Source organism: Streptomyces sp. NBC_01283 (assembly GCF_041435335.1).
GTDB lineage: Bacteria > Actinomycetota > Actinomycetes > Streptomycetales > Streptomycetaceae > Streptomyces.
This window is the reverse complement of the sequence record NZ_CP108430.1, coordinates 5306440-5319383: the sequence shown is the minus strand read 5'-3', so window position 1 is coordinate 5319383 and position 12944 is coordinate 5306440. Positions and strand designations below refer to the sequence as shown.

Annotated in this window: 12 protein-coding genes and 1 pseudogene; 2 read left to right on the top strand and 11 right to left on the bottom strand. The window is 67.4% G+C overall.

Translation table 11 applies throughout. The features are described from left to right. Positions 1–31: 31 nt before the first annotated feature. From OG302_RS24330 to OG302_RS24315, 4 genes are read right to left on the bottom strand one after another with little or no spacing between them, the layout of a single operon-like run. A complete protein-coding gene (locus OG302_RS24330; protein WP_371528712.1) occupies positions 32–754 on the bottom strand; it encodes a DUF2637 domain-containing protein in 723 nt (240 codons plus the stop codon). Between the two features lie 47 nt (positions 755–801). After that, the gene (locus OG302_RS24325; RefSeq protein ID WP_371528711.1) at positions 802–2214 is read right to left on the bottom strand and encodes an FtsK/SpoIIIE domain-containing protein; all 1413 of its coding nucleotides are present in this window, start codon (positions 2212–2214) and stop codon (positions 802–804) included. After that, positions 2215–2421 (bottom strand): hypothetical protein, encoded by a 207-nt coding sequence (locus OG302_RS24320; protein ID WP_371528710.1) that lies wholly within the window; start codon positions 2419–2421, stop codon positions 2215–2217. After that, positions 2418–2789: a hypothetical protein gene (locus tag OG302_RS24315; protein WP_371528709.1), complete on the bottom strand. Its 372-nt coding sequence runs from the start codon at positions 2787–2789 to the stop codon at positions 2418–2420. Before OG302_RS24315 ends, OG302_RS24320 begins: the two co-directional genes overlap by 4 nt. A gap of 182 nt (positions 2790–2971) precedes the next feature. On the opposite strand from OG302_RS24315, the gene OG302_RS24310 reads away from it, so the two are divergent. Then, a complete protein-coding gene (locus tag OG302_RS24310) occupies positions 2972–3382 on the top strand; it encodes a GntR family transcriptional regulator (RefSeq protein WP_371528708.1) in 411 nt (136 codons plus the stop codon). Between the two features lie 1991 nt (positions 3383–5373). On the opposite strand, the gene OG302_RS24305 is transcribed toward OG302_RS24310, so the two are convergent. Beyond that, positions 5374–5619 (bottom strand): hypothetical protein, encoded by a 246-nt coding sequence (locus tag OG302_RS24305; RefSeq protein ID WP_371528707.1) that lies wholly within the window; start codon positions 5617–5619, stop codon positions 5374–5376. Continuing rightward, positions 5607–5789, bottom strand: coding sequence for a hypothetical protein (locus tag OG302_RS24300; RefSeq protein ID WP_371750215.1), 183 nt, complete (start codon positions 5787–5789; stop codon positions 5607–5609). Before OG302_RS24300 ends, OG302_RS24305 begins: the two co-directional genes overlap by 13 nt. A 246-nt stretch (positions 5790–6035) precedes the next feature. Between OG302_RS24300 and OG302_RS24295 the strand changes: the two genes are divergently transcribed. After that, positions 6036–7376: a helix-turn-helix domain-containing protein gene (locus tag OG302_RS24295; protein WP_371528706.1), complete on the top strand. Its 1341-nt coding sequence runs from the start codon at positions 6036–6038 to the stop codon at positions 7374–7376. On the opposite strand, the gene OG302_RS24290 is transcribed toward OG302_RS24295, so the two are convergent. The 5 genes and pseudogenes from OG302_RS24290 to OG302_RS24270 form a co-directional block, all read right to left on the bottom strand. Further along, positions 7354–7887: an NUDIX hydrolase gene (locus tag OG302_RS24290; RefSeq protein WP_371528705.1), complete on the bottom strand. Its 534-nt coding sequence runs from the start codon at positions 7885–7887 to the stop codon at positions 7354–7356. The two genes, OG302_RS24295 and OG302_RS24290, sit on opposite strands and share 23 nt — an antisense overlap. A gap of 1197 nt (positions 7888–9084) precedes the next feature. Further along, positions 9085–10035 (bottom strand): annotated as a pseudogene (locus OG302_RS24285) (fructose PTS transporter subunit IIA); the annotation flags it as partial. Between the two features lie 88 nt (positions 10036–10123). Beyond that, positions 10124–11071: a 1-phosphofructokinase gene (gene pfkB, locus OG302_RS24280; RefSeq protein WP_371750214.1), complete on the bottom strand. Its 948-nt coding sequence runs from the start codon at positions 11069–11071 to the stop codon at positions 10124–10126. Between the two features lie 92 nt (positions 11072–11163). After that, positions 11164–11925 carry a DeoR/GlpR family DNA-binding transcription regulator gene (locus OG302_RS24275; RefSeq protein ID WP_371528704.1) on the bottom strand — a complete coding sequence of 254 codons (762 nt, stop codon included), beginning with the start codon at positions 11923–11925 and terminating at the stop codon, positions 11164–11166. A 162-nt stretch (positions 11926–12087) separates the two neighbouring features. Beyond that, positions 12088–12807 (bottom strand): TetR/AcrR family transcriptional regulator, encoded by a 720-nt coding sequence (locus OG302_RS24270; RefSeq protein ID WP_371528703.1) that lies wholly within the window; start codon positions 12805–12807, stop codon positions 12088–12090. Positions 12808–12944 lie beyond the last annotated feature (137 nt).

Genomic DNA, 12944 nt, shown 5'->3' with positions numbered 1-12944 from the left:
AATGGGATTGCCGGGGAGGTCGGCGGAGGGATCAGGCCAACAGAGCGGTGTGCAGGGCGGTAGCCATGGGCAGGCCGACACCGAGGCGTCGCTTGAGCTGGGCCGGGGTGATGCTCTCGCCGTGTTCGGCGCGATGAGCCGAGGCGATCGAGCGGGCTTCGTTGAGAAGCGGCTCAGGGACCTTCGCCGCAGGCACCGGCGCGGGCGTGGCCGGGACGGGCGGAGCCGGAGCGGGAGCCGGAGCAGGTGCCGGTTCCGCATCCACAACGGCGGGGAGCGGTTCCGGTTCCGGCGTCATCTCGGCAGCGGCCGGGGCCGGTTCGCTGATCGAGGCCAGGGCGGGTGTCGTGTCGCTCACGGTGTGGAAGTGGCGCAGGAGCTGCGGGCCGACCGTGCCCCATCCGAGGAGGAGCAAGGGGGCGACCGCGTCTATGGCGGCGCGGCCGTAGTGTCCGGCGGCGATGGGTTCGGCGATGTTGAGGGCCAAGGTCAGCAGTCCGGATACGTGCATCAGCCGCGTGGCTGCTTTCATCTGCTCCGGTGGGACGCCACGCAGGGAGAGGTAGCGCAGGGCCACCAGGAGCCCGACCACCGACAGGTCGACCATGGGGGCGATCAGGGGTGCGATGGGGGCCGGGACGCCAAGCCGCAGGGCCAGCGACCAGACGTTGCCGAAGGAGAAGACGAACGCCAGGGCGGCGATGACGACCATGACCACGGTCACGGTGCGCTGAGTGATCCGGTCCTCAGTCATGAGGGTTCACCTCCTTCCAAAGGGCCAGTCGGTACGGGGTGTTCGAGTCAGGCAGCCTCAGGTTCCTCCCCGAAGAGGTCGGAGAGGTCATCGACCTTGGACAGGCTCAGGCCCGTGTGCGCGATGAGGAGGTCCATGGGGTCGTGAGCGAGGTGGGCGGTGTCGGCGGCGATGCGGGCCGCGTCCGCGTCGGACACATACGGGGTCCGGATGCGGGCGAAGCCGGGCCGGGACTGGTGGCTCATGGACGCGACACCGACATAGGCCGGGTCCTGGAGGTTGATGGGGTTGGCGTCGTCCCAGTTGCGGATGTCCTCCCCCAGCGCAGCCACCGCCGCTTCGGCAGTCTTCTGCGCGAACGACAGACCGACCGGGCACACGTCACGGATGAACGTCGGGATCGCATCCCCCGTGGACTTCTGCGTGGCCAGGATGACCAGGACGCCGACGCTGCGGCCCTTCTTGACGAGGTCCTCAACGAGCCGGGCATTCTCGGCCGCAAGGCGGGCGAGCTTCTTCGTCTCGGGGTCGTTGCCCTTGTACTCGCGGAAGTAGGTGTGGGCTTCGTCGATGATCGCCACCACAAGCGGCCAGGCTGCGGACGGGCCGACATCCCACATGCTCTTGACGCCCAGTACGGACCGGATCGAAGAGGAGCGCGCACGACGCAAGTCCACGAGCCGATTGAACAGCTTGTGGGCGTCCTCCAGGTCGTCACCGACGAAGGCGTACATGCGCTTGACCAGGTCGGCGTAGTCCCCCTCATGAGCCTTTGAGACCTTGCCGTCGAAGCCGACAAACTGAATCGCGGTCGAGGGCGCCCAGTCGCAGACCAGGCGGTTGATGAGAGAGGTCTTGCCGAAGCCGGGCAGGCCAGCCACGGTCACACCCGGAACCTGTGACAGGTCGACCGTCACCGGCTGGGCGTACTCATCCACGCCCAGATCCCAGGTCGCCGCCTTCTCGGGCACCGCGCCCGTGGGCACATGCTCGGTTCGGGTGATGAGTGGGTCCACCCGCACACCCCGAATGATCACCTGGCCGGGGCCGTCCGGCAGGACCGAGACCCGCTCACAGCGCCACGCGTCCGCCAGATACGGGGCAGCCTTCTGGAACTCCTCCAGGCTCACCTTGGGCAGGCAGTTGGCCCGCACCACGACGCCGAACCGGTCCGGCTTCACCTTCAGGGCCGGGATGAGAACCCGCGGTTTCGGTGCCTTGCCGTCCGTGGCCGACAGGGACGCGAGGGCGGTGGGCGTCTTGTCGGTGACCGAGAGTCCGGCCATCGGCGCGAGCCGCTTCCAGGTCCGGCGCACCCGCACGGCTTGGCGGATGCTGGCCCTCATCATCGTGTCGGCCAACGCATAGCGCACTATCCACAGCACCGCCCACAAGGCGATGAGGGCGAGGCCCGCCCCCAGCACGAGAGGGGCGTAGCCGACCACCTCCTCCACTGACATTCACTTCTCCTTTGATTCGTAGAGGAAGGCCGCAACGGCCATTTCGAGTTCGCTCCAGTCCCACACGTTCGTCACCGGCGGGTAGCCGTAGCCGACGAGCAGCGCGGCAATGGAGTTGACGAGGGATTCGCTGAACCGGGGGTCCGGCCCGGAGTGAGGCATCGGGTAGACGCGCTCACCCCAGGGCCGAAGCGATTCCTCGCTCACGCGGCAGCCTTCTTGACCGGCTCGGCCGCAGGCGCCGGAGTGACCAGTTCCAGCGACATGGCCCGGTAGGCGATGCCGTCCATCAGCGACCCGTTGAAGATCCGCGCCCACGGGGTCGCGAACAGCTCCACCGGCCGGACCGGCATGCCGGGCATGAGCCCGTTCGGCAGACCGTCCTTCGGAACCGTGATCTTCAGGGCCTCAGCCCGCTCCTCTTCCATGAGGAACACGGTCACCGTGTAGAGCGGCTGTCCCGTCTCGCGGTCCGTCGCCAGCGTCGTCTTCTCCTGGTCCGTGTACTTCGGCACCGGCAGCGTGCCGACCATGAACGTGGTGGTCTCCAGCAGGCCAACGCGAATACGCGCCATGGGTGTTACTTCCTTCCGTTGAGCACCACCGGGGTGGCGGTGCGGGTTCAACACTGCACTACGACCGACGCCCCCGTCAACCACCTAGCGCACCCATCCCACCGAGCGCGCTAGACCACTGGACTGATGGGTGTGCGACCGATCTAGTGCGGTGGGTGTGCTAGGCGGGCTACCCTCGGCCTATGAGTCTGCCGAGGGATTCCCACACTCCGCCTTACAAGCTGGTCGCCGACGAGATCCGCCAGCAGATCCGATCCGGCCGCATCAAGCCGGGCGAACGCGTCCCGTCCTCACGCGACCTCGAAGCCAAATACGAGATCGCGAACATGACCGCCCGCAGCGCGCTGCGCCTCCTACAGGACGAGGGCCTGATCTACTCCACGCCCGGACGGGGCAATTTCGTCACTGACCCCTTGCCCTCCGAGTCCAGCCCGAAGGCCGGCCAGGCAGAGCAAGAAGGCGAACGACACATGCCCACCCCCGAGTACATGGAACTTTCCGGGCGCCTGGACGCCATAAACGCCAGACTGGACAGCCTGCTAGGCGTCTTCCAGCAGCTTGCCGGGGTCACCGAGAAGCCGAAGAAGAAGTAGCCGCCACTCCCTCGGCCACCTGACGCGCCAACTCCTCCAACCGGACGAGCTTGTCTTCCACTTCCGCCAGACGAGCCGTCATCTCCGCCGCTTCCTGCGCGTTCATTTCCACCCCGTTCATTGCGTGCCGCTCCATCCCTGCGTGCCGCTACTCATGTCGCCAGTACTCCACACAGCCCTTACCGCCCCGCTTACCAAAGCCGCTTCCGCCGCATGACGGTTCGGCCACAGCACCCGTGGTAAGCGACCTTCGAGGCCGTGGCTCCCAATCTGCCGTGCGTGTCGGACACCAGCCCGGACCGATCCCGCCCCACGGGCAACAGCTCGCGGATTTCTCGCGCTGCGGCAGTACGACCCGCTGACGCATCCCGCCTTGCGCATCACGCTTCGCCACCTCCGGTACATCGCGGGCCACACACCCGCAGGGACACCACTAGGTTCCGGAGAAACGCCGGTTTGGGTAACCGGCGATCGTCGGCTATGTTCCCGCCAGCTCACGCCCGACCGCCTCATGCCTGAACCTCCTTCTCGCGGCTCTCTCCTGCTACAGGTAGAAAAACCCGGCCTCCGTGTGACACCTACGCGGCACCAATTTCCGCCAACACACCCCCAAGGCCCCCCAAGGCGCCAGGGCGAATAGCCGGAACTCTCTTCCGGGAACCGGACACCTCCTGCCGCACGCGCGTAGAGGTGCCTTCTCTGCTGAATCCCTTCTCACCCCGGAAGGGGATCGCCAGAGACCCGTTTGTGACGCCGGACCTGAACTTGCCCAGAACATCCCGGTAACGCCCCTTCTGGTCAGTAGCACGACCGCCCGGCGTGATCGATGGGCGCAATGAACCACGGGAACCGGCTGTGCATAACTCTTCGCGATTGGGCGCCCATTGACATCCCTGAGCATCCTGACCCCGTCAGCCTGTGGATAGATCTGGATAACCCGGTGCACAGACTCTGACGAACATGGGCAGTCGCTTACCAACCGGGACTTTCTGCCTCACAAGTCCGAGCAGGGGAGCGCTCGGGCAGAACGAGGCAAGTCGCGCCGGAGCAGCACGCAGGCGACGAAGCCAAAGGCGCCCGGCGGGCGAGCTGTCCAAAGTTTCTTTACTGGATCAAGGCGGCCCGCTGACGCGGGCCGCGCGGCGCGGCGGCCGTGCCGCCGCACGCTCCTGTCTACCGCCCCGCTACGCGACGCCCCCGCCACTCGCGCCGCAAGCCCGAAGAAGCGGGCAGCAGGACCGGGAAAGAACCCTAACCAGATCGCAGCAGAGCAGCACGGCCAGACGCAGCGAGAGCCCCACCGAGGCAGACACGACCAAGCCCAGCACACCCAACACGCCAGGCACAGCAGGAATCCGCGGTGACCACACGCCGTACTCGTCAGGGCCGCGTCAGCAACGCGAAGGCCGGACACAGGCACGGTCCGTGACGCATCGAAGCAGCGTGGCTGAGACCGGCACGGGGTTGCTGGAGACACACGTGACGCGTGCCCGTTCGTCGCCCCCGCCGTCGTGGCTGACTTTCGGTGGCTGAGGCCAGAACTGGGCTCCCACCAATTGAACCGCACCATTGATTCCCTCTGACTCGACTAGTGGGAACCGGAGTTGTAGCCGCGCCCGCCGCAGAGCACGCCGACCACCCCGGTACCATCGGCACCGGGGTCCTGATCAGGGCTTCCGCGACCGGACCACCCGGAATGCTGTCCAGGCTGAGGGGTGGTCCGGTCTCTTGCTGTTCGTGCCCGCCGCTCGCATCAAGGGCGGGGATCGGGTCTTCCGGTCAAGGCCGGATGCAGATGTGGAACCCGTCCCCACCGAGCCCGCAGAACGTGGGGGAACACGTCGATCGGCTTCAGTCGGTGGGGACGGGCGTTCAGAGGAGAGTCGAGCTAGACGCCAGAGTGAAGCCGATGACCAGGCCGCACGATCCGGAGATCATGATGATCAGCAGTGGGCCGGTGAACTGTCCCAACCAGGTGATCGCTTGGCGCATCAGGTTCGCCTCCAAGCCCGCCACGGACGCGTGATGATCTCGCGGTAGGTGTGGTGTGACGGGTTCTTGCCGCAATGCTCGAAGACCCAGTCTTGGGGCTCGGCAAAGTCCTCACTGCCGGGTGACGTCTCACCGTCCACAGCACACTGCATGGCGTACGTCGTCGGCTCTGCGTCAGGTTCTCGGTCAGGTTCGAGCGTCCACGTCTCATGCTGGAGAACGGCCCGGGTACTCACAGCCCCCACCGCCCGTTGGCGACCGACACCTTGGCGCTCAGCTCTTCGGATTGGGTGGGTTGGCGGAGGGCTTCGAGCGGGACTTCCCACTCTCTTCCCCCGCGAGGCGGGCGGAGTTGTACGTGCGGGCCCTCGTGCCCCATGACAACACCCGCCTTGCCGGTGCGGTCATCCACCATGAGCGCACCGACAGCCGGTCGAACCGCGTAGTAGATCACTTGCGCCTCCTCCTTGCCGGGGGAACGAATCGACTCCAGGCCGGAGGGCCCGCGCCACCGGGCCAGCCGCTGGCATCTGTTCGCTCTCCATGCTCGAAGTTTCGCGAGTTCGACAACCACGCAGAAAGGCCCAGCTGATTACCCAACTTGGGTAACATCACCAGTGGTGACACACCGCAACGTTGGGTAGTCCGTGGGAGCTTCACGATGACCGAGCAGGCCCGTGCGCAGGAACTCCCTGCCGGGCTGCTCACCGATCCCGAGATGATTGCTGCGTGCCAGGGACGCGACTTCGCCCAGATCTTCCGGATAGTGAAGGTCAAGGCAGGCATCTACCCATCGATGATCGCCAGGAGATGCGAGCTGACGCCGAGTCGAGTCGGTGAAGTAATGGCCGGGCGCCGCCAGTTGCTCCACATGGACGTGGTCGAGCGCATTGCGGATGGCTTGCGCATCCCAGGGCACATGCTCGGGCTCGCTCGGCGGCTTTGGGAGACACCGGAGACCCTTGGAGTTGCCGAGTCTGAGGTGCCCCAGGAGCCAGAAGCAGATAGGAGCACTCACGCTTCCCTGCCAGGGCCTGATGTCGACAGCATTTTGGCGTTGACCTCCAGGACGAGCCTCAACTCAGCCACGCTCAAAGCGTTTCAATCGTCCATCGAGGACTATTGGCGACGGGATGACCAGCATGGGGGCGAGGCGCTACGGCCGGCCATCGTCGGGCAGCTGCGCTACGTGGTCGGGCTACTGGAAGAGAGCCGACCTGCCACCATTCAGAACGGCCTGTACGGGGTCGCGGCCGAGCTGGCTCGCCTTGCAGGGTGGACGTACTTCGATGCTCGCCAGTACAACCAGGCCCGCGCCTACTTCACGCAGGCATTGCAGCTGGCTAAGGAGAGCGACGACCGTCAGACCATGGCGAACGTCCTTGCCTGCATGAGCTTGCAGGCCACCTATCAGGACAAGCCCGCGGACTCCCTAGCGTTCGTGACCGCCGCCCAAGATCAGGCCCGGCCCGCACTAGGCACCACCCCACGCGTTCTGTCGATGTTGTCCATGCGGGAAGCCTTCGCGCACGCCACTCTCGGCAACAAGAGCTCCACTCACCGGGCCATCGGGGAGGCGCACCGGCACTTCGAGCAAATCCAGGAGAGCGACGTCGACCCTTCGTGGGTGGCCTACTTCAACGAACCGAAGCTCATAGTGGACACCGGTATCGCTCACGGGCAGTTGGGCGAGGCCGCAACTGCGGAACCGCTGATCGCAGATGCGATACGGCGGGAGGACCAAGCTAATCAGCGCGGTCGCGCGTTCCACTCGTTCTGGCTGGCACGCACTCAGTTGGATCAAGGCAAGATTGATCAGGCGTGCGACACGGCCACGCAGGCTTTGGCGCCCGCATCAGCGGTGGCCTCCGAGCGGGTGACGGGGCATCTCAGGGAGTTCTACGACCAGCTGGCTCCGCACAGGCAGGAGCCCGTAGCCCTCTCCTTCGAGGCGCGGCTACGGGCACTCCTACCGCCGGTCAGCGGATCGATTCATCCATGAGCAGGTAGAGGAGGCCGACGAGCGATCCACTGCTCACGATCTCCTTGCGGTCGATCATCCCTCGCACCTCCGAGAGGGGAATCCACTCGATGCGGTCCGACTCGTTCTTCTCGGTCGGAGGCCCCGCGTAGGTGGCGCCGTCAATGCGGAAGACGTGGTGCTGTGAATCAGTGATCCCGTTGGCGGGCTCGGCGTAGATGAGGGACTTGACCGGGCCAGGTTGATAACCCGTCTCTTCCAGCACTTCGCGGGCCGCCGCCTCCTCGGGAGTCTCGCCCTCCTCCACCAGGCCCATGGGCAGCTCCCAGGCCCACGAGTCCGTGATGAAGCGATGCCTCCACATCATCAGGACCTCTTGCCGATCGTTCACCACGGCGGCAACGGCCAGATGCCGAAGGCGAACGACGTGGTACTCCCACCTGCGTCCGTCGGGTTGTTGGACGTCGACCAGACACAGATTCACCCACTTGTTGGTGTAGACCTGACGCTCTCCGTGGGTCTTCCACTCCATACCTGCGGCCCCTCTCGATCGGTCTCCAGGATCTCAGACCGATCGAGGACCGGACGCAAGTTCGGCCTTTTCGCGTCAGACTGACGAGATTCCCCTCCGGCTCACCGACCCGAAGCACGTCATCGCGTACGCGGACAACGAGGCCCGGCAACAGTTCAACGCCTGCAACGCCGCCCGGATCATCAGCACTTATGCCGCAACCTCCCAGGAAAGGACTAAAGCCCTTTCCTTAAGGGCCTAAAGGCTTTTACCTTGCGTAACCTTTTCCAGGGGGATGCAACTGTCGTCCCTATATGGGATGTTGCTGTGGACCACAAGTCGCAGGACCACCGTCACGACTTGAAGAACGCAAAATGGCCCAACGTGTGGGCCTTTCGGGGAGATTTGAAGTGCAAGCCAGTAGAAATGCTCTGACTTCAGGGCCCAACAGGAGGTCCCTACAGCTGCTGTTCGCGGCGGCATTCACCGCTCTCGCAGTGCTGTTTCTCAGCATTGGACCAGCGGCACCCGCGCACGCGGCATCAAAGCGCGTCTGCGCGCCCTCCAAGAAGTGCGTAACGACGAAGAAGTACTGCCCGCCCGGCTCAAAGTGCGGCAAGCGCGTCTTCAAGGAAGTACCTAAGACTCAGTACTGCTCTTCGTCGGTTGGCTGCTTCACTTATAAGGGAAAGAACTACCGGTACACCGGCGGCCCTTCCCTGACCTCGAAGCAACAACAGCAGGTTTGGAAGTGTGCGTCTTCGCTGGGCGTTACGGGGCTTGGCGCGGCCGTTGCGACTGGCCCTGTAGGAGTCACCATCCTTGGCGTTGCCATCTCCCTCTGGGGATGCACGTGATCCAAGGCATCTCGGTCGTCGATCCAGGACTACCAGAGATCCGCCAACTGGCACGACTCTGAGGCAGGCCGCCACCGGCCAACTCTGTTACACAAGTTCGGCTCCATCTGAGCCTGCCGGACGGGTAGCTCTACAAAGGAACCCTGGCAGGAACCACGCGACAGAGGGCCCCTCCCGCAACGGGTGGGGCCCTCTTCCTTCGTGCCGGGTTACTCGCCCAGATCGATGCCCAGTTCATCAGCCAGCTCCCGCAGGACTTCAGCGGGAATCTTCGGTACCTTGGCCGCCTGACGGGTCGCCCAAAGTTCCAACTCTTCATCCATAGCGTCTCTGACCTGCACTTTCTCCAAGTGTCTTGACTCAGGTACCCGACGCCGGACATCAGCCACTTGCGGAGCTTGGTGCCGTAGCCGTCCCCGCTCTCACCCGCGTCGTCCACCGGGCTCGCCTTGGCACCCGAGGTGATCTCGCCGCGGGCGGCCTTCGCCCTGACCTCCGTGATGAGCTCGGCCGGCCTGCTGATGCCTGCCTTCACGCCGACGTCGACCGTGGGCTTTCCGGCGAAGCGGTCCTTGTCCCGTACGGGGACGTCGTGGGCGAAGATGACGCCGTCCGCGGCTTCGATGACCGCCGGGTCGAGGCGGGTGAAGCCTGCTGAGCCCTGGGTCTCCACCGTGACCTCTACGCCCGCCTCGCGGGCGGCGTTTTCCAGGGACTCGGCTGCCATGTAGGTGTGGGCGATGCCTGTGGGGCAGGACGTGACGGCGACGATACGGAACGGCTCCGCCGGGGGTGCGGGGTCTTCCGGTTGCGGGTCCGCCGTTTCTTCTGCCGCGCTGCGCGCGGGTTGTTCCCCGCTCGCCTGCCCGTTGCCCCGGATCAAGTCCGTTGCCGTTTGGGCGTCCTGCGCCGCCCGCAGCGCTGTCGTGAACTCCTCGTCCATCAACTGCCGTGCCAGCGACGAGAGAATCGTCAGGTGTGCGTCGTCGGCGCCCGCCGGAGCCGCGATCAGGAAGATGAGGTCGGCCGGACCGTCCGGCGCCCCGAAGTCGATCCCCTCGGCCGAGCGGCCGAAGGCCAGGGTCGGCTCGGTGACGTGGGCGCTGCGGCAGTGCGGGATGCCGATGCCGCCGTCGAGGCCGGTCGGCATCTGCGCCTCGCGGGCCGCCACGTCGGCGAGGAACCCGTCCAGATCGGTCACCCGGCCCAGGGCCACCATGCGCTCGGCGAGGGCACGGGCCGCCGCTTCCTTGGTTCCTGCGGACCTGTCGATTTCGAGGTCGACCAGTTCCGCGGTGATCATCTCGCTCATCGCGGGCTCCTTCGCACGCGTATCGCCCGGAGGGCGGGGGTGGGGACGGGGGTGGAGAGGGGGGACTGGGTGTGGGTGTGGGTGGGGGTCATGGCGCCGGCTCCGTCAGTACGCGGTCCAGGGGGACCTCCGTCGTGACGGTGACCGCGTCGGGCGCGAGATCCGCGGGGGTCGGCATCGCGCTGCCGGGGAGCTGGACCGCTGCCGCGCCGTGCGCCACGGCCGAGGCGAGGGCGGTGGCGCCGGTGCCGCCCGCGACGAGGAAACCGGCCAGGGAGGAGTCACCGGCGCCGACGTTGCTGCGTACGGCGTCGACCGGTGCGCTGCCGAAGTACGTGCCCGTGTCGTCCACCAGGAGCTGGCCGTCCGCGCCGAGGCTGGCGAGCACGGCCCGCGCGCCCAGCTGCCGCAGCTCTTCGGCCGCCTTGACCGCGTCGCCGACCGTCGCCAGGGGGCGGCCCACCGCTTCGGCGAGCTCCTCCGCGTTCGGCTTGACGACCTCGGGGCGTTCGCCGAGGGCGGCGAGCAGGGCCGGGCCCGAGGTGTCGAGGGCGATCCGGGCGCCGGCGGCGTGCGCGCGGGCCACCAGGTCGGCGTACCAGGAAGGGGCGAGGCCGCGCGGCAGGCTGCCGCAGCACGCGATCCAGTCGGCGCCGGAGGACCGCTCCCGCACGGCGGAGAGCAGCGACTCGGCCTCCGCCCGCGTCAGTTCGGGGCCGGTGGCGTTGATCTTGGTGAGGGTGCCGTCCGGTTCGGCCACCGCGATGTTGGAACGGGTCTGGCCCGCGACCGGGACCGGCGCGACCTCGATGCCCTGCTCGTCGAGGAGCTGGGCGACGAGCGCGCCGGGCGCACCGCCGAGCGGCAGGACGGCGAGCGTCGCCGCACCGGCCGCCGCGACCGCCCTCGATACGTTGACGCCCTTGCCGCCCGGGTCCATCCGGTCACCGGTGGCCCGGATGACCTCACCGCGCTCCAGCGAGGGGACCTCGTAGGTGCGGTCGAGGGAGGGGTTGGGGGTGACGGTGAGGATCATGCGCGTGCGTACCGTTTCTGTGCCGAACTGCTTACCACTGCCCGCGTGCGTGCGGGGGCCGTTCTTGTCCACGCCGTGCGCGTCCCCGCCGCTCATACCCGCACCACCTCCGTGCCGCCCTTCTCGATCTCCGTGGCTTCCGCGGGGGTGAGGCCGGTGTCGGTGATCAGGAGGTCCACGTCCGTGAGGTCGCCGAAGCGGGCGAAGTGTTCCTGGCCGTGCTTCGTGGAGTCCGCGAGGAGCACCACGCGGCGGGCCGCGCCGATCGCCGCGCGCTTGACCGCCGCTTCGGCGAGGTCGGGGGTGGTCAGGCCGGCTTCCGCGGAGAAGCCGTTCGCGGCGACGAAGAGGACGTCGGCGCGGATCTCTCCGTACGCCCGCAGCGCCCACGCGTCGACGGCGGCCCGCGTACGGCTGCGGACGCGGCCCCCGATGAGGTGGAGCTGGATGCCGGGGTGGTCGGCGAGGCGGGCGGCGGTGGGAAGGCCGTGCGTCACGACGGTGAACGTCGCTTCCAGCGGGAGCGAGGCCGCCAGGCGTGCGACGGTCGAGCCCGCGTCCAGGATGACGCTGCCCTCGGCCGGGAGTTCGGCGAGGGCGGCGTGCGCGATGCGGTCCTTCTCGTCGGCCGCCGTGCCCTCCCGCTCGGCGAGGTCGGGCTCGAAGTCGAGGCGTCCCGCCGGTATGGCACCACCGTGCACGCGGCGCACGAGTCCCGCCCGGTCCAGGGCCTTCAGGTCACGCCGGATGGTCTCCGCGGTGACCTTGAACTCCTCGGCGAGCGACAGCACGTCGACCCGCCCGCCGTCCCGCGCGAGCCGCAGAATCTCCTGCTGCCGCTCCGGTGCGTACATGTCCGTTCGCCTCCGAGTAATGCCCGACCCTGTGGTTTCACTCGCAGACTACGACCAGGTTCCCGCAAAGTAAACAAGCTCGGACCTCAAACAGACACAAACGGACTTTCGTCCCGTCGGGAGTGGGCTCCCACGGGCACTAGGGCCCGCCACACCCGTGTCCTACGGCCAGCGGAAGCCCTCCAGGGCCTCGATGCAGCGTTCCGCCAGAGCGGCGGGGCCCGCCTCTCCCCCGGCCGGTTCGTCACCGGCCGCCCAGGTCTCCACCGCCACCCGAACCGCCGCGCTGGCCACACCCGCCACGAGCCGCAGCTCCAGTGAGGCCACCTCTGCCCGTGGCCCTACCTCCGGTCCGTGACCCTCCCTCTCCGCCAGGATCGCGATCAGCGTCTCCTCCGAGTCATGGCAGGCCTCCGACCACACCGCCCGCAGAGCCGCACTCTCCCCCGCCATCCGCAGCAGCGCCCGCACCCACTCCAGCGCCTCGGCGTCCCCGATGGCGAGCCCCGGCGCCGCGTCGCTGTCCGGGACCAGCGCCCGCGCCGCCGCATGCCGCAGCGCGTCCCGCACCGAGAGCCCCGCGGGCGCGCCCCGCACCGCCTCCGCCCACTGCCGCGCGCCCGCGGCGAACAGCGGCGCCACGGCCTCCTCCTTCGTCGCGAAGTAGCGGTAGAAGGTGCGCGGCGCGACGCCCGCCGCTCGGGCGATGTCCTCGGCACGGGTGGCCCGGAGCCCGTTCTCGACGAAGAGCGCGGCGGCGGTGCGCGCGATGTCCAGGCGCGTCTCCGCCTTACGGCGCTCGGTGAGCGAATCAGGCGGACCGAGCGGACCGAGCGGACCGAGCCGATCGGAATGGGGCGAGTTGAGCGAACTTGCGGGCATGCGAGGCAGGTTATGCCAGCAGGCAAAGAGAGAGCCGCCCCGCCATCCCACCACCCCAGCCACCTCCGAGGCACAACATGCCCCTGTGACACAATCTGCCACCAGCATGCAGAGCCAGCAAGACCCAGTGCGTTCAA

Coding starts and splice junctions, on each gene's coding strand:
- OG302_RS24315 (WP_371528709.1), bottom strand. CDS start 2,789: ATGGCGCGTATTCGCGTTGGCCTGCTGGAGACCACCACGTTCATGGTC.
- OG302_RS24325 (WP_371528711.1), bottom strand. CDS start 2,214: ATGTCAGTGGAGGAGGTGGTCGGCTACGCCCCTCTCGTGCTGGGGGCG.
- OG302_RS24300 (WP_371750215.1), bottom strand. CDS start 5,789: ATGGTGGATGACCGCACCGGCAAGGCGGGTGTTGTCATGGGGCACGAG.
- OG302_RS24270 (WP_371528703.1), bottom strand. CDS start 12,807: ATGCCCGCAAGTTCGCTCAACTCGCCCCATTCCGATCGGCTCGGTCCG.
- pfkB (WP_371750214.1), bottom strand. CDS start 11,071: ATGATCCTCACCGTCACCCCCAACCCCTCCCTCGACCGCACCTACGAG.
- OG302_RS24295 (WP_371528706.1), top strand. CDS start 6,036: ATGACCGAGCAGGCCCGTGCGCAGGAACTCCCTGCCGGGCTGCTCACC.
- OG302_RS24290 (WP_371528705.1), bottom strand. CDS start 7,887: ATGGAGTGGAAGACCCACGGAGAGCGTCAGGTCTACACCAACAAGTGG.
- OG302_RS24330 (WP_371528712.1), bottom strand. CDS start 754: ATGACTGAGGACCGGATCACTCAGCGCACCGTGACCGTGGTCATGGTC.
- OG302_RS24275 (WP_371528704.1), bottom strand. CDS start 11,925: ATGTACGCACCGGAGCGGCAGCAGGAGATTCTGCGGCTCGCGCGGGAC.
- OG302_RS24310 (WP_371528708.1), top strand. CDS start 2,972: ATGAGTCTGCCGAGGGATTCCCACACTCCGCCTTACAAGCTGGTCGCC.